Below are 19,586 nucleotides of genomic sequence, written 5' to 3' on the forward strand. Positions count from 1 at the left end.
GTCACGCGGCGATCTACCCTCGCCCCATGTCCCGACCGACCCAGCGCATGCTCGACTGGTTCGGCGTCGACGACGTGTGGGAACGCCCACGACCGGGCGTCGGGCGCCAGGACGTCGTGCTGGCGGTGAGCGTGGCCGCGATCAGCCTGCTGGCCCTCGAGCTGGTGCGCAGCGCCGGCGGCTTCGAGCAGACCGACGTCGCGGTGTGGGCGCAGTGGCTCGCAGTCGCCAGCGGTGCGGCGCTGCTGCTCGGTCGTCGGCGCTGGCCGCTGGCTGTGGCGCTCCTCGCAGCCGGACACATGTTCGTCGCCGGCGTGACGATGCCGCAGGTCATGGGACAGGCGTCGCTGCAGATCGTCTACTTCCTCGCCCTGCTCTCCGGCGTCGCGTGGGCGCGCGACCGGCGCGCGATGGTCATCACCGTGAGCGTGATCGTGCTCTTCATGTTCGCCTGGATCGGCTGGCAGTTCGCCGTCGGCTCGGCGGCGCAGGACTGGGTCGACGAGGAGATGGGCACCGAGCGGATCGGTTTGTTCCCGCAGATCCCTGCCGCGGTCGCGATCACGCTGGTCGTCAACGCGATCTACTTCGGCGGCGCGATCGTCGGTGGGGGCGTGTCGTGGCGCGCGGCCCGCCAGCGCCACCGGCTGCAGGAGCAGGCCGCCACCATCGCCGGCCAGGCCAGCCGGCTGCGGGAGCAGGCGGTCGTCGATGAGCGGCTCCGCATCGCCCGCGAGCTGCACGACGTGGTCGCCCACGGCGTCTCCGCGATGGGCATCCAGGCCGGCGCCGCACGCCGGGTGCTCGACCGCGACCCCGACGCGGCGCGTACGGCCCTCGCCAACGTCGAGGAGGCCTCGCGCGACGCCGTCGCGCAGATGCGCGGCCTGCTCGGCACCCTGCGGGAGGGAGCGGGGGAGAACGGGGCGCGCGAGCCCGGCGGGACGCGTACGACGGACGCGGGCGTCCGCGACCTCCCCGGTCTGGTCGCCGAGGTGGGCGACGAGGGCCTCACGGTGTCCCTCGACGTGGTCGAGGCCCGGGAGGGCGCGGCCGACCGGCTCCCGCGCGGGATCGGGCTGGCCGTCTTCCGCACGGTGCAGGAAGCGCTCACCAACGTGCGCCGCCACTCCACCGCCGACGCCGCGTCGGTGGTCGTGCGCATCGACGAGGCGGTGTCCTACGCCGAGGTGGAGGTCGTCGACAACGGCCGTCCCCGCCACGGCACGTCCGGCAGCGGCCTGGGCCAGCTCGGCATCCGCGAGCGCGCCGCCACGCACGACGGTCAGGTCGACATCGGTCCCCGGGTCACCGGCGGCTACCGCGTCCGCGTGCGCTACCCCCTCGGGGGGCGCCCGTGACCGCGCCGCTGCGGGTCCTCCTCGTCGACGACCACGCCATGGTGCGCTCGGGCTTCGCCATGGTGCTCTCGGTCGAGGACGACATCGAGGTGGTGGGGGAGGCCGCCGACGGCCTCCAGGCCCTCGAGCAGGCCCGGACGACACGACCCGACGTGGTGCTCATGGACGTGCAGATGCCCCGCATGGACGGCATCGAGGCCACCCGGCACCTCGTCGCGGAGGACCTGGGTCACGTGGTGATCGTGACGACCTTCGACCGCGACGACTACCTCTTCGACGCCCTCGACGCGGGCGCGAGCGGCTTCCTGCTCAAGAACGCCGGGCCGGAGCAGCTCCTCGATGCCGTACGCGCTGCGGGGCGCGGGCACGCGCTCCTCGCCCCCGAGGTGACCCGGCGCGTCATCGGGCAGAGGGCGGTGGGTCGCGCGAGCGTCGCCCGCACCGAGCCCGACGAGCTGTCGCGCCTCACCGCCCGCGAGCGTGAGGTGCTGGTGCTGCTCGCCCGAGGGCTGTCCAACGGCGAGATCGCGGGCTCGCTGGTGCTGGGGGAGGCGACGGTGAAGACCCACGTGTCCAACGTGCTCGCCAAGCTCCACCTCCGCGACCGCGTGCAGGCCGTCGTCTATGCCTACGAGGCCGGCCTCGTCCTCCCGGCGGAGAAGTGAGGTCCGCGGGTTCAGTCCCGCGGGGGATCCGCGACGGCACCGCCCGGCCCTAGCGTCGGTGGCATGTTGGAGATCCGGGAGCTGACCAGGCGGTTCGGCGAGCACACCGCCGTCGACCGCGTCTCGTTCGAGGTGCCGGCCGGGCTGATGACCGGCTTCGTCGGCGGCAACGGTGCAGGCAAGACCACCACCATGCGGATGGTGATGGGCGTGCTCGGCATCGACGAGGGCGAGGTGCGGTGGCGCGACCAACCCATCACCCGGCTGGACCGCCGCTCGTTCGGCTACATGCCGGAGGAGCGCGGGCTCTACCCCAAGCAGCCGATCCTCGACCAGCTCGTCTACGTCGCCCAGCTCAAGGGCATGGGCCGCGTCGAGGCGCGCACCCGGGTGCAGGAGCTGCTGGAGCGCTTCGGCCTCGGCGAGCGGGGCAAGGACCACCTCGAGAAGCTCTCCCTGGGCAACCAGCAGCGGGTGCAGATCATCGCCTCGGTCCTGCCGAAGCCCGCCGCGCTGGTCCTCGACGAGCCCTTCTCCGGGCTCGACCCGGCGGCGGTCGACTCGATGGTCGACCTGCTGCGCGAGCACACCCGAGACGGCGTGCCGGTCCTGTTCTCCAGCCACCAGCTCGACCTGGTCGAGCGCCTGTGCGACCGCCTGGTCGTGCTGGCCCACGGACGCCGGGTCGCCGCCGGGACGGTGACGGAGCTGCGCGACGCGGGGGTGCCGCGCTTCCGTCTCGTCCTCGGCGGTGACGCCGGTTGGGTCCGCAACGAGCGCGGGCTCGACGTCCTCGACCTCGACGGTCCCACCGCCCTCGTCGAGGTGCGCGAGGTCGGCGCCGAGCAGCACCTCGTCGCCGAGGCCACGCGTCGCGGCGACGTCCACGAGTTCGTCCGGGTCCGACCGGCGCTCAGCGAGATCTACCGGGAGGCCACCGCATGAGCACCGCCCACGACCGCGAGCGCGCCTGGCTGCTCGTGACCCGGCGCGAGGTCGTCTCGCGCATCACCGACAAGTCCTTCCTGATCGGCACCGTGCTGATGGTCGCCATGATCGTCGGCTTCATCGGCTTCACCGCGTGGCAGGAGGAGCGGACCGACGAAGCCACCCTGGGGGCGACGCCCGAGGCAGTGGCGATGGCGCAGGCCGTCGCCGACGCCGCGCCACAGGTGGACGACAAGCTCGAGGTGCGCCTCGTCGAGCTCGACGACGACGCCGCGGCACGCGCCGCGCTCGAGGCCGACGAGGTCGACGCCTGGCTCCACCCGGTGGACGGGGACTGGCAGCTGACCTCGGAGTCCAGCGAGCAGGACTCGCTCACCGCCGCCACCCGCGTCGTCGTACGCCAACAGGTGCTGGCCGACAACGCCGCACGCGTCGGGTCGACGGTCGAGGAGCTCGAGGCGGGCAGCACCGTCGGCACCGAGTTCCTGCGCGGTGACGCCGAGCGCGCCGCCGTCGCCGAGGCGGTCGGGTTCGTCTTCGTCTTCCTCTTCTACTTCGCCGCGCTGGTCTTCGGCATGCAGCTGGCCTCCTCGGTGATCGAGGAGAAGCAGAGCCGCATCGTCGAGATCATCGCCGCGGCGATCCCGCTGCGGCACCTCCTGGCCGGCAAGGTCCTGGGCAACACCGCCCTGGCGCTGATCCAGCTGCTGGTCTACCTCGCCGTCGGGCTGGTCGGGCTGACCTTCACCCCCTACAAGTCCTACGTCCCGGCCCTGTCGGGACCGGCCGCGTGGTTCCTGGCGTTCTTCCTCGCCGGCTTCGTCGCGCTCGCCTGCCTGTGGGCCGTCGCGGGTTCGCTGGCCTCGCGCACCGAGGACCTCCAGGCCACCTCGACGCCGCTGACCATGCTGATGCTGGTGATGTTCTTCGGAGGCCTGTCGCTCGACGGTCGCGGCCAGGTCATCGCGTCCTTCGTCCCGCCCGTCTCGGCGGTGGTGATGCCCAAGCGGATCCTGGCCGGTGGAGTCGACTGGTGGGAGCCGCTGGCGGCGCTCGGGCTGCTCGCCGCCTTCGCCCTCGCGACCGTCTGGGTGGGCGAGCGGCTCTACCGCCGGGCCCTGCTGCAGACCGGCGGCCGGGTGAGCCTGCGCCAGGCCTGGTCGGCCGCCGAGTAGGCAGGTGGGACCGGCTCAGAGGAGGCCGATGAGCGACGTGGTGCCCGCGACCACGGCGCAGAAGCGCAGCCCGCGCCCCAGCAGCCCGGTGACCATGAAGATCCAGAAGGGCACCCGCAGCATGCCGGCCAGCACCGCCGTCACGGCGTACGGCGGGATGCCGGTGCTGGCGGACACGAAGAGCAGTCCCGCGGTGAACCAGGGTCGTCCCTCCGCACGTGCGTGCCACCTGTCGAGGGACGCCCTGGCCTTCGGCTTCTGCAGGTGCTTGTGCACCCAGGGGGCCCGGTCGGCGTTCATGCCGCCCCAGTACCAGAGGATCTTGCCGATCATCTGGCCGGCGGTCGCGGCCAGGACCAGGCCCCAGGTCGCGGCGGGCGCCTGGCTGACGGCGACGGCGAGGATCGCCTCGATGTTGATCAGCGGGAGCAGGGCGGAGCCGATCGAGGCGCCCAGCACGCTCCAGAAGAGCATCAGCCGCGTCCGCCCGGCACCGGCAGCCCGATCCGCAGCAGGCGGTGGAGCGAGACGCACTTGAGCACGAGCAGTGCGGTGGCGATGGCGAGGCCGACCCACATCCAGCCGGTGACGAGCAGGAGCACCGCGAAGAGCGCGCTGTTGACCGCCTTGGCCGGCTTGGACCAGTTCCACACCCAGGTGGGCCGGTCGACGACGAAGAAGTAGTTCGGGCTGCGCACCGGCCAGGCGAGGAAGGCGATGGAGAGGAAGAAGTCGACGACCATGAACTCGGCGAGGTAGACGAAGATCGCCGGGGACAGGTCGGGCTGGAGCCAGGCCAGGCCGATGTAGAAGGCGGCGGCGTTGAAGCGGTCGCACATGATGTCGAGCACGGCGCCGATGCGGGTCTCGCAGTCGCGCACCCGCGCGTAGAACCCGTCGAGCATGTCGCCGACCCAGTAGACGACGAGGGCGACCACCAGCAGCGTCAGGCTCTGCTCGTACGCCGCTGCGGCGGCGAGCGCCACGGACGCGATCGTGCGCACGCCGGTGATCACCGTCGCGCCGGTCAGCAGACGCTCGTCGCGCACCCCGTAGCGGTCGTCGGGATCGGCGACAGGCTGCGCCTGCACCCTCCCTCGACCCCCGCTTGCCACGGTCGGGATGCTAGCGGGTCACCGCCACAGGTCGGGCCACCCGTGCCCCAGCTCGAGGACGAGCTCGCGGAGCAGGGGAAGGCTGACACCCACCACGTTGTGGTGGTCGCCCTCGATCCCGGCGATGAAGGCTCCGCCGAGGCCGTCGATGGTGAAGGCGCCCGCGACGTGCAGCGGCTCGCCGGTGGCGACGTAGGCGTCGATCTCGTCGTCGCCCACGTCGGCGAAGTGGACGGTGGTGGACCCGGTCGCCGCCGCCACGCGACCTGATGCCGTGTCGTGCAGGCAGTGGCCGCTGTGGAGCACGCCCGAGCGTCCCCGCATCGCCTGCCATCGCCGCCTCGCCTCGTCCGGGTCATGGGGCTTGCCGAGGGCCTCGCCGTCGAGCTCGAGCACCGAGTCGCAGCCGAGGACGAGCGCGCCGGCCGGCACCTCGTCGCGCCCGACGACGGCCGCGCACTTCAGCTCGGCCAGCTGCAGTGCGAGCTCGGCCGGCGGGAGGTCGACCAGCTGGGACTCGTCGACCCCGCTCACGACGACGATCGGGTCCAGGCCCGCGGCCTGAAGCGTCGTACGCCGTGCGGGGGAGGCCGACGCCAGCACCAGCGGCACGACCGGACGGGTGCTCACAGCCGCCCCAGCGCGGTGCGCAGCGGGTCGAGGCCGAGCGAGCCCAGGTCGAGGGCGGCGCGGTGGAAGGCCTTGAGGTCGAAGTCGTCGCCCTGGCGCTGCTGCACGGCCGCGCGCGCCTCCAGCCAGATGCGCTCGCCGACCTTGTAGGACGGGGCCTGGCCGGGCAGGCCGAGGTAGCGCTTGACCTCGAACTGGATGACCTCGTCGTCCATGCGGCAGTGCAGCCGCATGAACTCCAGGCCCAGCTCGGGCGTCCAGGTCTCGCCGGGGTGGAAGGCAGCGCCGTCCGGACCGAGCCGGTTGTGCTCGGGGATCGTCAGCTCGAGGTGCATCCCGATGTCGACGACCACCCGTGCCGCTCGCAGCGACTGGCCGTCGAGCATGCCGAGCAGGTCGGCCGGGTCGTCGAGGAACCCGAGCTCCTCCATCAGGCGCTCGGCGTACAGCGCCCAGCCCTCGCCGTGGCCGCTGCACCAGCACATCAAGCGCTGCCAGCGGTTCAGGGTGTCGCTGCGGTAGGCCGTCTGGGCGACCTGCAGGTGGTGCCCCGGGACGCCCTCGTGGAAGACTGTGGTGACCTCGCGCCACGGGTGGAAGGCCTCGATCCCGTCGGGCACCGACCACCACATGCGGCCCGGTCGCGAGAAGTCCTCCGAGGGTCCGGTGTAGTAGATCCCCCCGTCGTTCGTGGGCGCGAGCATGCACTCGATGCGCCGGACCGGGGCCGGGATGTCGAAGTGCACGTCGGCCATCGCCGCGATCGTGCGGTCGGCGAGGTCCTGCATCCACCCGCGGAAGGCCTCCCGGCCGTGCACCACCCGCGCCGGGTCGGTGTCGAGGTGGGCGACCACCGCGTCGACGCCGGCGCCCGGGAGGATGCGATCGGCGGTGGCGTGCATCAGGTCGGACAGCCGCTGGAGCTCGGCCCAGCCCCACTCGTAGGTCTCGTCCAGGTCGACCTCGGCGCCCAGGAAGTATCGGCTCGCCAGCGCGTAGACCTCGCGGCCCACGCCCTCGCGGTCCTTGCCCTGGGGCTCGAGCTCGTCGCTCAGGAAGAGCCCGAAGGCGACGGTCGCGGCGCTCGCAGCCGCGGCGAGGCGACGCAGCTCGTCGCCGCCGTCGAGCCGCTCGACGAGGCCGAGGTAGAAGTCGCCCGCGTCACCGACCTGCCCGGTCCAGCGGCGCACCTGATCGGCCACCTCGGCGTACTGGCGCGCGGCGACGACGTGGCCCTTGCGTGCCTCGTCGGTCAGGGTGACGCGCAGCCCCTCCAGCGCCGCGGGCACACCGGCGAGGCGGGACGCGATCGCCGCCACCGCCTCCTCGCCCTCGGTGGGCATGAGGTCGAAGACGCTGCGGATCTCGTGCAGCGGGCTCCACAGCACCGACATGCGCGAGCGGTTGACGCCGGCCTCCTCGAGCTCGATCTCGAGCCGGGTGCGTTCGAGGAAGGCGTCGCGCGCCGAGGCCTCGCGGTCGTCGACCGGGGTGGACGCCTCGACCGCTGCGACCGCCGCGCGGGCCAGTGCCTCGCGGGCGTCGAACCCGGACGGGGAGTAGTCGGTCATCTCGTGCTCGTGGCCCGCCACCCCGATCGAGGTGGCGGTCAAGGGGTCGAGGGCGCAGAAGTCGTCGACGTAGGCCTCGCAGAGGGCATCGATGGCACGTTCGCTCACGCGGCGACCCTAGTCCCGCCGGGTGTCTGCTCAGTCGGAGATCCCCGGGACGGCGACGCGGCCCTGGGAGGAGCACTGGCCGAAGTTCGTGCCGTCGCTGGCGTTGGTGCCGGTCGTGCGGATGACCGAGACCTGGCGGGTGAACTGGTCGACCTCCTGCCACGGCCCGTTCTGCCCGCTCAGGGAGCGCTCGAGCGTCCAGGTGATCGAGAAGCTCGTGGGCTGCGTGCGAGACCGCTCGGCGCTGGTGCGGTAGGTCAGTGCGAAGCGCCGGCAGGCGCCGAGGACGGGGTCGTTGATGTCCAGGAACACCGCGGGCCGGTAGCCCCGTGAGGGCCCGTTCTGGTCGGCGTGCAGGCCGTCGACCTCGATCTGGAAGTTCGACAGGGTGTCGGTCTCGCGCCAGCGGTACCAGCCGGTGATCCGGTCGCAGGTGCAGATGTCGATGTACTGCGGGAGCTGGCCGGTGCCGTAGACCTGCTTGATGGTCGTCGGGTTGGTCTGCTGGGACTGGCTGGAGCAGATCGCCCGGTAGCTCGTGGTGACGTTGGGCCCCACGGTGATGCCGCCGGCCACGGCGCAGCGGGACGCGGCGAAGGCGGGGGCGGTGGTGGACGCGGCGATGACCGGCGCGGTCCACGCGATGCCGCGGACCACGCTGCGACGGTTGAGGGTCTGGCTCATGCTGGTTTCCCCTTCGAGGGTGCTCACGGTGCTCTGCCCTCGAGGGCTCGGGTGCACGCCGACGCGCAGGCGCGCCGGATGTCACGACGGATCGACGCGGCGGCAGCGCCTGCCCAGCACGAATTCCGGGCCTTCACCGCACGCCGACAGCGATCACGCCGTCATTGTGTTACCCGCCCCCCCAGGAGCTGGACTCGCACCGTACTGACGGCGCGGGGCACCCGAGAAGGCGCTGCGTCCAACGTGGGGGAAACCTGATGGAAGTGGTCCGGTTCCTTGACGGGAGGTGGACGAACCTCAGCGGGGGAGCCCGCTGGTCCGCCACCCCTCGGGACCCGGACGGGGCGTACGCCGTACGCCGCGGGCGGGTGCACCCCACGACGGCCGAGGCCGGCGCGGGGCCTGGGCGGCGCCCCCCGACACGGCCGAGAGCACCGCGACCAGTGCGGCGACCTCCTCGGGCGTCGCGTCGGGGTTGACCACCTCGAGCAGCGGACGCTGCTCGTCGCGCCCGCTCACAGCGGGATGTTCCCGTGCTTCTTGGGCGGCAGGTTCGCGCGCTTGGAGCGCAGCAGGCGCAGCGCACGGACGACCTCGGTGCGCGTCTCGTGCGGGGTGATGACGGCGTCGACGTAGCCCCGCTCGGCGGCGATGTAGGGGTTGGCCAGCGTGGTCTCGTAGTCCTCGATGAGCTCCGCGCGGGTCGCCTCGACGTCCCCGCCGTCGTCGGCGACCTTCTTGAGGGTCTTGCGGTGCAGGATGTTGGCCGCGCCCTGGGCGCCCATGACGGCGATCTGGGCGGTGGGCCAGGCGACGTTGATGTCAGCGCCGAGGTGCTTGGAGCCCATCACGTCGTAGGCGCCGCCGTAGGCCTTGCGGGTGATGATCGTGACGAGCGGGACGGTCGCCTCGGCGTAGGCGTAGATGAGCTTCGCGCCGCGGCGGATGATGCCGTCCCACTCCTGGTCGGTGCCCGGCAGGAAGCCCGGCACGTCGACGAAGGTCAGCACCGGGAGGTTGAAGGCGTCGCAGAAGCGCACGAAGCGCGCGGCCTTCTCCGAGGCGTCGATGTCGAGGGTGCCGGCGAACTGCATCGGCTGGTTGGCCACCACGCCGACCGAGCGCCCCTCGACGCGGCCGAGACCGACGATGATGTTGGGGGCGAACAGCTCCTGGACCTCGAGGAACTCCTGGTCGTCGAGCACGGCGGTGATCACGTCGTGCATGTCGTAGGGCTGGTTCGGGCTGTCGGGGATGAGCGTGTCGAGCGCCCGGTCGAGGTCGGTGACCTCCATGTCGGGGACCTCGTCGAGCTCCGGAGCCGGATCGAGGTTGTTCTGCGGGAGGTAGGACAGCATCGACTTGACGTAGTCGATGGCGTCCTCCTCGTCGGAGGCCATGTAGTGGGCGTTGCCCGACTTGGTGTTGTGGGTGCGCGCCCCGCCGAGGTCCTCCATCGTCACGTCCTCGCCGGTGACGGTCTTGATGACGTCGGGACCGGTGATGAACATCGCGGAGGTCTTGTCGACCATCACCGTGAAGTCGGTGACCGCCGGGGAGTAGACGTGGCCACCGGCGCAGTTGCCCATGATCATGCTGATCTGCGGGATCACGCCGGAGGCGTGGACGTTGCGGCGGAAGATCTCGCCGTAGAGGCCGAGGCTGACCACGCCCTCCTGGATGCGGGCGCCGGCGCCCTCGTTGATGCCCACGATCGGGCACCCCGTCCTCATCGCCAGGTCCATGACCTTGGTGATCTTCTCGCCGTAGACCTCGCCCAGCGAGCCGCCGAACACGGTGAAGTCCTGGCTGAAGACGCACACCATGCGCCCGTCGACCTCGCCGTAGCCGGTCACCACGCCGTCGCCGTAGGGACGGTTCTTCTCCAGCCCGAACGCCGTGGAGCGGTGCCGCGCGAGCTCGTCGAGCTCCACGAAGGTGCCCTCGTCGAAGAGCATCTCGATGCGCTCGCGCGCGGTCTTGCGACCCTTGGCGTGCTGCTTCTCGACGGCCTTCGCCGAGCCGGCGTGCACGGCCTCGTCGAGTCGCCGCTCGAGGTCGGCGAGCTTGCCCGCGGTCGTGTGGATGTCGATGCCTGTCTCCTGCGAGGGGACGTCGGTGCCCTCACCCGGCTGTGCACTCACGCGATGGTCTCCTGGTCGGTCGCTGGTCAGGTCCATCGGGCAATCTAGTGCCATGAGCCACGCACCGGCACCGCGCCCACCCCTCGATCCCGACCGGCTGCTCGTGCCGCACGGGTGGCGGGTGGAGGTGGAGGAGGCGACCCCGTCGACCAACGCCGCGCTGGCCGAGCGGGCCCGGGCGGGCGAGGAGGCCGGGCTCGTGCTGGTCACCGAGCACCAGACGGCCGGTCGAGGCCGCCTCGACCGCGCGTGGGAGACCCCGCCGCGCGCGTCGCTGACCTTCTCGGTCCTGCTCGCCCCCGACGTGCCGCAGGCCGCGTGGTCGTGGCTGCCCCTGCTGACCGGGTACGCCGTCCAGGCCGCACTCGCCGACCGGCTCCCCGACATCGCGCTGAAGTGGCCCAACGACGTGCTGGTCGACAACGGCGCCGGGGTCGGACGCAAGGTCTGCGGCATCCTCGTGGAGCGGATCGAGACCGACCGTGGACCGATGGCCGTGGTGGGGGTGGGGATCAATGTCGACCAGACGCTGGAGGAGCTTCCGATCGCGCTCGCCACGTCCGTGGCGCTGGAGACCGGCGAGCCGGTCGAGCGCACCGGCCTGCTCGGGCAGGTGCTCGGCTCGATCCACGGCCTCCAGGGCCTGCTCGACGACACCGAGTCGCTGCGCCGGGCGTACGCCGACGTGTGCGTCACGCTGGGCGCGACGGTCGACGTCCACCTGCCCGCGGGCGACGTACGCCGCGGCGAGGCGCTCGACATCGACGCGAGCGGGGCGCTGGTCGTCGGGACGGACGACGGCACGTTCACGGTGGCCGCCGGCGACGTGGTGCACGTGCGGCCTGCCTGATTCGTCGCGCAGCGACGTGCGGAGTGACATGATCGGCGCGTGGCCTTTCCGACCAAGCTCCTCAACGACGGCGAACACGTCGTGGTCTCGACCCGGACGCACGTCAAGGCCCTGATCCTGCCCGGCCTCGTCGTCCTCGTGGCCCTCGCTGCGGCGGTCTTCCTCGACCGCCTCGTCGACGGCTCGGTGGCCACCCTGGTCATCTGGGCGCTGTTCCTCGCCGTGGTGCTGTGGTTCCTCGTCGGGCCGTTCTTGCGCTGGTTGACCACGACCTACACCTTCACCAACCGTCGCTTCATCAAGCGCTCCGGCTTCATCGCCAAGGAGGGCCGCACGATCCCGCTCAACCGGATCAGCGGTGTCGACTTCGACATCGGTGTGATCGACCGGATCTTCGGCTGCGGCACGCTCGTGGTCTCCGACGCCAGCACCGACGGCAGCGTCGAGCTCTCCGACATCCCCGACGTGGAGAAGGTCCAGCTCCAGGTGTCGAACGAGCTCCATCGCCTCGCCGGTGGTGACCGCCGCGACGATGGCGCCTGACCGCGCGTCGCGGGGCGAGCGTCCCGACCGGCTGTCGGGCGAGCAGCTCGACGACGCGATCCTGCGCAGCCAGCCGGCGTTCAACGCGCTCGAGGTGGCCGCCGAGACCGGCGTGACCATCGAGCAGACCCGCCGGCTCTGGCGGGCGCTGGGCTTCCCGGAGTTCGTCGGCGAGAAGGCCTACACCTCCGCCGACGTCGAGGCTGTCGCCACGTTGATGGGTTTCGTCGACGCCGGCGCCGTCGACTTCGACATGGCCGTCAACCTCACCCGCGGGGTCGGGCAGACCATGGCCCGCCTCGCCGACTGGGAGGTCTCGACGCTGGTGAGCCGCGTGGAGGAGATGGAGGCCGGCGAGGAGGCCACCGGCTCGCGCATCGGCTCGGCCCTGCGCCTGATCAACGAGGTCAACCCGCCCTTCGAGCGGCTGCTGATCTATGCCTGGCGCCGCCACCTCGCCGCGGCCGTGGGTCGCATCGAGGCCATGGGCGCCAAGGATGAGGACCTCCACACCATCGACGTCAGCGTCGGCTTCGCGGACCTGGTGTCCTTCACCGCCCTGTCCAACACCCTCGACCGCGACGAGATCGGCGACCTGGTCGAGGTCTTCGAGAGTCGCTGCCAGGACGTGGTGGCGCGCTATGCCGGGCGCATCATCAAGAGCCTGGGCGACTCGGTGCTCTTCGTGACCAACAGCGCCGAGGACGCGGTCGCGGTGGCCGAGGGGATCATCAACGTGATCGGTCGCGACTCCAAGATGCCCGACGTGCGCCTCGGGCTGGCCAGCGGGCCGGTGGTCCAGCGACTCGGCGACATCTTCGGCCCGCCGGTCAACATGGCCGCCCGGCTCACCCAGGTCGCGCGCCGCAACCGGCTCATCGTCGACCAGAACACCGCCGACCTGCTGCCGGCTGCCGACTGGGAGAGCCGGCGTCTGCCGGCGCGCCCCGTGCGCGGCTTCGGGCTCGTCGAGCCGGTCGCCGTGCGCCGCCGCTGACGCACGGACGGTCTCACCCGGTGGACTGGACCACCCGGGCCATTTTCGGTCATACGGGCCCGCCGACAGCGGTGCCGTCCCTACCGTCGGCCCGTGTTGGCTGTGCAGGACGTGCGACTGGATCCGACCACGCGGCAGGTGTGGCGGGGCGAGCGCGAGATCAGGCTCTCGCGCAAGGAGTTCCAGCTCCTCCATGCGCTCATGGCGCGCCCCGGTGACATCGTCACGCGCGGCGAGCTGATGGCGGACGTGTGGCAGACGTCGTTCTACACCAACTCCAAGACCATCGACGTCCACCTCGGCTGGCTGCGCCGCAAGCTCGACGACGACCCGCGCAGCCCCACCCTGATCACGACGCACCGGGGACGCGGGCTGCGCTTCGAGACCGCCCAGGACACGGTCGCGAGCTGAGCGCCCGCGGGCCTTCTATAGGCTCGCCGTCGTGTCCTCGCCAGGTCAGCACCGCGCCCCCACGCTCGCCGTCATCGGGGGAGGCCAGCTGGCCCGGATGATGGCGCAACCCGCCATCGCGCTCGGCCTGCCGCTGCGGCTGCTCGCCGAGGCCGAGGGCGTCTCCGCCGCCCAGGTCATCCCCGACCAGCTCGTCGGCGACTACACCGACCTGCCCACCCTGCGCCGCGTCACCGAGGGCGCCAGCGTGGTCACCTTCGACCACGAGCACGTCCCGACCGACCACCTGCACGCGCTGGAGGCCGACGGGGTCGCCGTACGCCCCGGGCCGGGCGCGCTGGTGCACGCCCAGGACAAGGCCGTCATGCGCCGGCGGCTCGCCGAGCTCGACGTGCCGTGCCCGCGCAACGCGGTGGTCACCTCGACCGCGGACGTCGAGGCGTTCGGCCTGCCGTGCGTCCTCAAGACCACCCGGGGCGGCTACGACGGCAAGGGTGTGTGGGTGGTCCGCGGCCTCGACGATGCGCAGGTCGCCTTCGACGCCGCGGCCGCGGCCGGCGTGGAGGTGCTGGCCGAGGAGCTCGTCGACTTCCGCCGTGAGCTCTCCGCCCTCGTCGCCCGCTCGCCCAGCGGGCAGGCGGCGGCGTACCCCGTCGTCACCTCCACCCAGCTCGACGGGATCTGCCACGAGGTGATCGCCCCTGCACCCGACCTGGAGCCCGCCCTGGCCGGTCAGGCGCAGGAGATCGCCCTGCGCGTCGCCGGTGCGCTCGACGTCACGGGCATCCTCGCCGTCGAGCTATTCGAGACGACCGACGGCCGGATCCTGGTCAACGAGCTGGCGATGCGCCCCCACAACACCGGCCACTGGAGCCAGGACGGCGCGGTGACGTCCCAGTTCGAGAACCATCTGCGCGCCGTCATGGACCTCCCGTTGGGTTCGCCGGCCCCGCGCTCGCGCTGGACCGTGATGGTGAACATCCTCGGCGGACCCACCGACACCGGCCGCCTCTACGACGGCCTGCCCCACGCGATGGCCCGCGACCCGCAGCTGCGAGTGCACTTCTACGGCAAGGACCTGCGACCCGGCCGCAAGGTCGGCCACGTCAACGCCTTCGGCGACGACCTCGCCGACTGCCTCGAGCGCGCGCGGCACGCCGCCGCGTGGTTCCGCGGCGACCTCGGCAACGAAAGTGAGTGAGCAGATGGACGACACCACCGCGACCCCGAAGGTCGCCATCGTCATGGGCTCGGACTCCGACTGGCCCGTCATGCAGGCCTCCGGGGAGGTCCTGACCGAGCTCGGCATCGCCTGGGAGGCCGACGTCGTCTCCGCCCACCGGATGCCGACCGAGATGGTCGCGTGGGGACAGCAGGCCCACACCCGCGGCCTGTCGGTCGTCATCGCCGGCGCCGGGGGAGCGGCGCACCTGCCGGGCATGCTGGCCGCGCTCACCCCGCTGCCGGTGATCGGTGTCCCGGTGCCGCTGAAGTACCTCGACGGCATGGACTCGCTGCTCTCGATCGTGCAGATGCCCGGCGGCATCCCGGTCGCGACGGTCGCGATCGGCAACGCCAAGAACGCCGGCATCCTCGCCGCCCGGATCCTCGGCACCAGCGACCCCGACCTCCAGCAGCGCCTCGTCGACTACCAGGCCGCGCTCGCCGAGACCGCCCACGCCAAGGGCGACGTCGTACGCCGTGCGGCTGCCGGGGACACCCGGCGCGTGGGCTTCTAGTCCCGGTCTCGGTCCCGGACCCGCCCGCGCAGGGCCTTGGTGCCTGCGCGCTCCTTCTTCGCGCGCAGCCGGCGCTCCTTGGAGCCGCGCGTCGGCCGGGTCGTGCGCCGTGGCGGGGGCGGGGGAGCCAGCGCCTCGCGCAGCATCTCGGCGAGACGCTCGCGCGCGGCGACGCGGTTGCGGTGCTGGGAGCGGTGCTCGGAGGCCGCGATCGCGATCCGGCCGTCCGGCCAGCGCCGCAGCGCCCGGGTGCGCTGGGTGTCGGTGAGGGCCGTGGTGGAGGCGAGGTCGAGCTCGAGCTCGACGCGCGAGTCGGAGGTGTTGACCGACTGCCCGCCGGGGCCGGGTGAGCGGGAGAACCGCTCGACCATGTCGGCGGCAGGCACGACGAGACCCTCGGGCAGGCCCGGGCCGGCCGGGACGTGGAGGTCGCGCATACCCCCATTATGGGATTGGACAGGGTGTGGCTTGACGCCTCCAGCGCGAGCGAGCACCGTCCTCCTCATGGGGGACGCACGGGTCGGCATCGTCGGGGGTGGCATCCTCGGCGTCGCGATCGCGCGCGAGGTCGTCCGACGCCGCCCGGGCACCGAGGTGGTGGTGCTCGAGAAGGAGGACCGCCTCGCCGCGCACCAGACCGGGCGCAACTCCGGCGTCGTCCACGCCGGCATCTACTACAGGCCCGGCAGCCTCAAGGCAGAGCTGTGCACGCGCGGTCGCGGCCTGCTGCGCGACTTCTGCGCCGAGCACGCGATCCCCTACGTCGAGTGCGGCAAGCTCGTCGTGGCCGTCGACGCGGCCGAGACGGGCCGCTTCGACACCCTCGAGCGGACCGCCACGGACAACCGGGTGCCGGGGCTGCGCCGGCTCTCGCCGCCGGAGATCCGCGAGGTCGAGCCGCACGCCGTCGGGCTGGCCGCGCTGCACTCGCCCTCGACGGCGATCACCGACTACACCGCGATCACCCGGGCGATGGCCGACGAGGTGGTCGCGGCGGGCGGGCAGGTGCGCCTGGGTGCGCGGGTGGTCGACATCCTCCGCCGAGGCGCAGGCGTCGTCGTCCGCGTCGAGGGCGACCCCGAGCCGCTCCACCTCGACCACGTCGTGGTGGCCGCCGGCCTCCAGGCCGACCGGGTCTCCTCGATGGTCGACGGCGAGCGGGGACCCGTGATCGTGCCGTTCCGCGGCGAGTACCTCGGCGTCAGCGAGGCCAAGCAGGACCTGGTGCGCGGCATGATCTACCCCGTCCCGGACCCGCGCTACCCGTTCCTCGGCGTCCACTTCACCCGCCGCGTCGGCGGCGGGCTCGAGGTGGGGCCCAACGCCGTGCTCGCCACGCGCAGGGAGGGCTACCGCCGCCGCGACGTCTCGGCCCGCGACCTGCGCGACGTGCTGTCGTGGCCCGGCTCGTGGCGGCTGGCGCGCGCCCACTGGCGTACGGGCGTCGACGAGGTCATCGGCTCGGCCTCGCAGCGCGCCTTCATGCGCTCGGCCTCGCGCTACGTGCCTGCGATCGGCGTCGCCGACGTCTCCCGCGCGGGCAGCGGGGTGCGGGCGCAGGCGGTGGACCGCGACGGCAGCATGGTCGACGACTTCCGCATCACCCACGCCGACGGCGTGACGTGCGTGCGCAACGCACCGTCGCCCGGCGCGACGTCGAGCCTGGCGATCGCGGCACACGTCGTGGACGCCACCTGGCCGGGGGAGTCGCGGGGCCGGTCGCAGGGGCAGCCGCTCGGCGCCTAGGGTCGGGTCCATGACCACCCGCTGGGGAATCGCCGCGACCGGCCGGATGGCCGCCGCCTTCACCTCCGACCTCGCCCTGCTGCCCGACGCGGAGGTCGCCTTCGTGGGCAGCCGCTCGCCGGAGTCGGCTGCGGAGTTCGCGGGTCGCTTCGGGGCAGGCGCCTCGGGCACGTACGCCGACCTCGTCGCGGCCGGCCGCGCGGGCGACGTCGACGTCGTCTACGTCGCGACGCCGCACCCCCAGCACCACGCGCTGGCCCTCGCCGCGATCGAGGCGGGCACGCCGCTGCTGGTCGAGAAGGCCTTCACCGCCACCCTCGCCGGCGCCGAGGAGGTCGTCGCCGCGGCCCGCGCCGCCGAGGTGTTCTGCATGGAGGCGATGTGGACCCGCTTCCAGCCGGCGGTGGCCCACGTGCGGGAGATGGTCGCGGCGGGCGAGATCGGCGACGTCGTGCTGGTCCAGGCCGACTTCGGTGCCCACCGCGCCTTCGACCCGGCGAGCCGGCTCTTCGACCTGTCGCTGGGCGGCGGCTCCGTGCTCGACCTCGGCGTCTACCCGATCTCCCTGGCCCAGCACCTCCTGGGGCGACCGGACCGGGTCATCGCCACCGGCACCACCTACCCCAACGGCGCGGACGCCTCGGCCGCGATCCACCTCGCGTGGGCCGACGGGCGGGCTGCGGCGCTGACGTGCTCCCTGGCCAGCTCCACCCCGGGCCGCGCGGTCATCGTCGGCACGGAGGGCTCCATCGAGCTCGAGCCGCCCTTCCACCACCCCGAGCGCGTCGTCGTACGCCGCAACGGGCAGGAGCCGGAGGTGATCGAGCGCGTGGCGACCGGGCGCGGCTACGTCCACCAGGCCGCGGAGGTGCAGCGCTGCCTCGCCGAGGGGCTCCTCGAGAGCCCGGTCATGCCGCTCGCCGACACCCTCGACGTGCAGTGGGTGCTGGAGGAGTGCCTGGACCAGCTCGGCATCGCGATGGCCGAGCAGCCGGTCGGGCTGTAGGGGTCAGCGGCCCCGGCGCCGCCACTCGATGGCGGGGCAGGTGTCCATGACCATCGCGACGCCCGCGGCGCGTGTGCGGGCGAAGGCGTCCTCGTCGACCACGCCGAGCTGGAACCACACCCCCTTCGCGCCGATCGTCACGGCCTGGTCGGCGAACTCGCCGGCCGCGTCGGAGCGACGGAAGACGTCGACCACGTCGACGGGGAAGGGGACGTCGGCCAGCGCGGCGTACCCCTGCTCGCCGAGCACCGGGTGCGCGTGCGGGTCCGCGAACACGGGATGGATCGGCACGATCCGCTTGCCGCGCTCCTGGAGCAGCGAGGCGATCGAGTACGCCGTGCGCGACGGGTCTCCGGAGAGGCCGACGACCGCCCAGGTCTCGAGGTCGTCGAGCATCCGCCCGACCGTCTCCGGGTCCTGCCAGGACTGTGCTGACGTGGTCATGGCCACACCGTAGACCTCTGCCCCTGAAAGCTTGGACGTCCTAGAATTGCGGGTCATGAGCGACTTCCCGATGTACGCCCTCTCCGAGGAGCACCAGGCCATCCGCGAGGCAGTCCGCGCCGTCGCCGACGCCAAGATCGCGCCGTTCGCGGCCGCGGTCGACGAGGAGGCGCGCTACCCCCACGAGGCGGCCGAGGCGTTGCTCGCCTCGGACTTCCACGCCCCGCACGTGCCCGAGGAGCACGGCGGCGCCGGTGCCGACGCGCTGGCCACCGTGCTGGTCATCGAGGAGGTCGCCCGGGCGTGCGTCTCGTCCTCGCTGATCCCCGCGGTCAACAAGCTCGGCTCGCTGCCGGTGCAGCTCGTCGGGTCGGAGGAGCTCAAGCAGAAGTACCTCGGCGCCCTGGCCCGCGGTGAGGGCGGCTTCTCCTACTGCCTCTCAGAGCCCGACGCCGGCTCCGACGCCGGCGGCATGAAGACCCGCGCGGTGCGCGACGGCGACGAGTGGGTCATCGACGGCGTGAAGCGCTGGATCACCAACGCCGGTGAGTCGGAGTTCTACACCGTCATGGCCGTCACCGACACCGAGAAGAAGACCCGCGGTGGCATCTCGGCCTTCGTCGTCGAGAAGTCCGACGCCGGTGTCTCCTTCGGCGCGCCGGAGAAGAAGCTCGGCATCAAGGGCTCGCCGACCCGCGAGGTCTACTTCGACAAGGTCCGCATCCCCGCTGACCGGATGATCGGCGAGGAGGGCACCGGCTTCGCGACCGCGATGCAGACCCTCGACCACACCCGCGTCACCATCGCCGCGCAGGCCGTCGGCGTCGCGCAGGGGGCGCTGGACTACGCGCTGGACTACGCCAAGGAGCGCCAGCAGTTCGGGAAGTCGATCGCCGACTTCCAGGGCCTGCAGTTCATGCTCGCCGACATGGGCATGAAGGTCGAGGCCGCCCGCCAGATGACGTACGCCGCCGCGGGCCGCTCCGAGCGCGGCGACGACGACCTCACCTTCTTCGGCGCGGCCGCCAAGTGCTTCGCCTCCGACGTCGCAATGGAGGTCACCGTCAACGCCGTGCAGGTGCTCGGCGGCTACGGCTTCACCCGCGACTACCCGGTCGAGCGGATGATGCGCGACGCCAAGATCACCCAGATCTACGAGGGCACCAACCAGGTCCAGCGGATCGTGATGGCACGTCAGCTCCTGGCTGGGGTCCAGTCCGAGCTCTGACCTGCGGTCTCTCCGCGTCCGGGCTCCGAGGTTGGAGCCATTGTGCCGTAGGCGTGGCGCCTGCAGTGGCGCTGCGTCGGCGCGAAGCGGCACTTCTGGGAGCCGATCGGCGCCGCTCGCACCGCGTGTCGTCGTCCGGTGCACCCATGCGGTGACCGTTGCTCGAGAGTGCACCGCGGGCTGGAGTGTGATCTCGGCCGCTGACGGATGGGACGCGGGAG

General features: G+C 72.3%; 22 protein-coding genes. 13 read left to right on the plus strand and 9 right to left on the minus strand.

Going from position 1 to position 19,586, the window contains the following annotated elements; translation table 11 throughout:
• Nucleotides 1–26: 26 nt before the first annotated feature.
• The 4 genes from K4G59_RS11715 (at nucleotide 27) to K4G59_RS11730 (ending at nucleotide 4,149) form a co-directional block, all read left to right on the plus strand.
• On the plus strand, nucleotides 27–1,361 hold the full coding sequence (locus K4G59_RS11715; protein WP_231251241.1) for a sensor histidine kinase: 1,335 nt from the start codon (nucleotides 27–29) through the stop codon (nucleotides 1,359–1,361).
• The gene (locus tag K4G59_RS11720; RefSeq protein WP_231251242.1) at nucleotides 1,358–2,026 is read left to right on the plus strand and encodes a response regulator; all 669 of its coding nucleotides are present in this window, start codon (nucleotides 1,358–1,360) and stop codon (nucleotides 2,024–2,026) included. Before K4G59_RS11715 ends, K4G59_RS11720 begins: the two co-directional genes overlap by 4 nt.
• Nucleotides 2,027–2,089: 63 nt before the next feature.
• Entirely contained in the window at nucleotides 2,090–2,971 is an 882-nt protein-coding gene (locus K4G59_RS11725; protein ID WP_231251243.1) for an ABC transporter ATP-binding protein, read from the plus strand.
• Complete coding sequence (locus K4G59_RS11730) at nucleotides 2,968–4,149, plus strand: ABC transporter permease (RefSeq protein ID WP_231251244.1); 1,182 nt, start codon at nucleotides 2,968–2,970, stop codon at nucleotides 4,147–4,149. The genes K4G59_RS11725 and K4G59_RS11730 overlap by 4 nt, the downstream gene beginning before the upstream one ends.
• Before the next feature lie 15 nt (nucleotides 4,150–4,164).
• On the opposite strand, the gene K4G59_RS11735 is transcribed toward K4G59_RS11730, so the two are convergent.
• The 7 genes from K4G59_RS11735 to K4G59_RS11765 all read right to left on the minus strand — a co-directional run bounded on the left by K4G59_RS11735 (nucleotide 4,165) and on the right by K4G59_RS11765 (nucleotide 10,437).
• Nucleotides 4,165–4,623, minus strand: coding sequence for a VTT domain-containing protein (locus K4G59_RS11735; RefSeq protein ID WP_231251245.1), 459 nt, complete (start codon nucleotides 4,621–4,623; stop codon nucleotides 4,165–4,167).
• Nucleotides 4,623–5,264: a CDP-alcohol phosphatidyltransferase family protein gene (locus K4G59_RS11740; RefSeq protein WP_231251246.1), complete on the minus strand. Its 642-nt coding sequence runs from the start codon at nucleotides 5,262–5,264 to the stop codon at nucleotides 4,623–4,625. The genes K4G59_RS11735 and K4G59_RS11740 overlap by 1 nt, the downstream gene beginning before the upstream one ends.
• Nucleotides 5,265–5,282: 18 nt before the next feature.
• Nucleotides 5,283–5,894 (minus strand): Maf family protein, encoded by a 612-nt coding sequence (locus K4G59_RS11745; RefSeq protein WP_231251247.1) that lies wholly within the window; start codon nucleotides 5,892–5,894, stop codon nucleotides 5,283–5,285.
• The gene (locus tag K4G59_RS11750; protein ID WP_231251248.1) at nucleotides 5,891–7,573 is read right to left on the minus strand and encodes a DUF885 domain-containing protein; all 1,683 of its coding nucleotides are present in this window, start codon (nucleotides 7,571–7,573) and stop codon (nucleotides 5,891–5,893) included. Before K4G59_RS11750 ends, K4G59_RS11745 begins: the two co-directional genes overlap by 4 nt.
• 30 nt (nucleotides 7,574–7,603) lie before the next feature.
• Nucleotides 7,604–8,257 (minus strand): hypothetical protein, encoded by a 654-nt coding sequence (locus K4G59_RS11755; protein ID WP_231251249.1) that lies wholly within the window; start codon nucleotides 8,255–8,257, stop codon nucleotides 7,604–7,606.
• Between the two features lie 297 nt (nucleotides 8,258–8,554).
• On the minus strand, nucleotides 8,555–8,776 hold the full coding sequence (locus tag K4G59_RS11760; RefSeq protein WP_231251250.1) for an acyl-CoA carboxylase subunit epsilon: 222 nt from the start codon (nucleotides 8,774–8,776) through the stop codon (nucleotides 8,555–8,557).
• On the minus strand, nucleotides 8,773–10,437 hold the full coding sequence (locus tag K4G59_RS11765) for an acyl-CoA carboxylase subunit beta (protein WP_372461813.1): 1,665 nt from the start codon (nucleotides 10,435–10,437) through the stop codon (nucleotides 8,773–8,775). The genes K4G59_RS11760 and K4G59_RS11765 overlap by 4 nt, the downstream gene beginning before the upstream one ends.
• Nucleotides 10,438–10,453: 16 nt before the next feature.
• On the opposite strand from K4G59_RS11765, the gene K4G59_RS11770 reads away from it, so the two are divergent.
• The 6 genes from K4G59_RS11770 to purE all read left to right on the plus strand — a co-directional run bounded on the left by K4G59_RS11770 (nucleotide 10,454) and on the right by purE (nucleotide 14,941).
• On the plus strand, nucleotides 10,454–11,251 hold the full coding sequence (locus tag K4G59_RS11770) for a biotin--[acetyl-CoA-carboxylase] ligase (RefSeq protein WP_231251251.1): 798 nt from the start codon (nucleotides 10,454–10,456) through the stop codon (nucleotides 11,249–11,251).
• 39 nt (nucleotides 11,252–11,290) lie between these two features.
• Nucleotides 11,291–11,794, plus strand: coding sequence for a PH domain-containing protein (locus tag K4G59_RS20510; protein WP_231251252.1), 504 nt, complete (start codon nucleotides 11,291–11,293; stop codon nucleotides 11,792–11,794).
• Nucleotides 11,769–12,791 carry an adenylate/guanylate cyclase domain-containing protein gene (locus tag K4G59_RS11780; RefSeq protein ID WP_231251253.1) on the plus strand — a complete coding sequence of 341 codons (1,023 nt, stop codon included), beginning with the start codon at nucleotides 11,769–11,771 and terminating at the stop codon, nucleotides 12,789–12,791. Before K4G59_RS20510 ends, K4G59_RS11780 begins: the two co-directional genes overlap by 26 nt.
• Nucleotides 12,792–12,884: 93 nt before the next feature.
• Entirely contained in the window at nucleotides 12,885–13,202 is a 318-nt protein-coding gene (locus K4G59_RS11785) for a winged helix-turn-helix domain-containing protein (RefSeq protein ID WP_231251254.1), read from the plus strand.
• 31 nt (nucleotides 13,203–13,233) lie between these two features.
• A complete protein-coding gene (locus K4G59_RS11790) occupies nucleotides 13,234–14,403 on the plus strand; it encodes a 5-(carboxyamino)imidazole ribonucleotide synthase (RefSeq protein WP_308189391.1) in 1,170 nt (389 codons plus the stop codon).
• Nucleotides 14,404–14,407: 4 nt separating this feature from the next.
• Entirely contained in the window at nucleotides 14,408–14,941 is a 534-nt protein-coding gene (gene purE / locus K4G59_RS11795; RefSeq protein WP_231251476.1) for a 5-(carboxyamino)imidazole ribonucleotide mutase, read from the plus strand.
• On the opposite strand, the gene arfB is transcribed toward purE, so the two are convergent.
• On the minus strand, nucleotides 14,938–15,378 hold the full coding sequence (arfB, locus tag K4G59_RS11800) for an alternative ribosome rescue aminoacyl-tRNA hydrolase ArfB (RefSeq protein WP_231251255.1): 441 nt from the start codon (nucleotides 15,376–15,378) through the stop codon (nucleotides 14,938–14,940). The two genes, purE and arfB, sit on opposite strands and share 4 nt — an antisense overlap.
• A 67-nt stretch (nucleotides 15,379–15,445) precedes the next feature.
• On the opposite strand from arfB, the gene lhgD reads away from it, so the two are divergent.
• Together lhgD and K4G59_RS11810 are read left to right on the plus strand one after the other, a co-directional pair.
• Entirely contained in the window at nucleotides 15,446–16,687 is a 1,242-nt protein-coding gene (gene lhgD / locus K4G59_RS11805; protein ID WP_231251256.1) for an L-2-hydroxyglutarate dehydrogenase, read from the plus strand.
• 10 nt (nucleotides 16,688–16,697) lie between these two features.
• A complete protein-coding gene (locus K4G59_RS11810) occupies nucleotides 16,698–17,693 on the plus strand; it encodes a Gfo/Idh/MocA family protein (RefSeq protein WP_231251257.1) in 996 nt (331 codons plus the stop codon).
• Between the two features lie 3 nt (nucleotides 17,694–17,696).
• Here the strand turns inward: K4G59_RS11810 and K4G59_RS11815 are convergent, their stop codons facing one another.
• Nucleotides 17,697–18,137, minus strand: a complete 441-nt coding sequence (locus K4G59_RS11815; protein WP_231251258.1) for a CoA-binding protein — start codon at nucleotides 18,135–18,137, stop codon at nucleotides 17,697–17,699.
• 55 nt (nucleotides 18,138–18,192) lie between these two features.
• Between K4G59_RS11815 and K4G59_RS11820 the strand changes: the two genes are divergently transcribed.
• Nucleotides 18,193–19,365 carry an acyl-CoA dehydrogenase family protein gene (locus K4G59_RS11820; RefSeq protein WP_231251259.1) on the plus strand — a complete coding sequence of 391 codons (1,173 nt, stop codon included), beginning with the start codon at nucleotides 18,193–18,195 and terminating at the stop codon, nucleotides 19,363–19,365.
• The last annotated feature ends 221 nt before the right edge of the window (nucleotides 19,366–19,586 follow it).

Source organism: Nocardioides furvisabuli, assembly GCF_021083185.1.
Taxonomy (GTDB): Bacteria; Actinomycetota; Actinomycetes; order Propionibacteriales; family Nocardioidaceae; genus Nocardioides; species Nocardioides furvisabuli.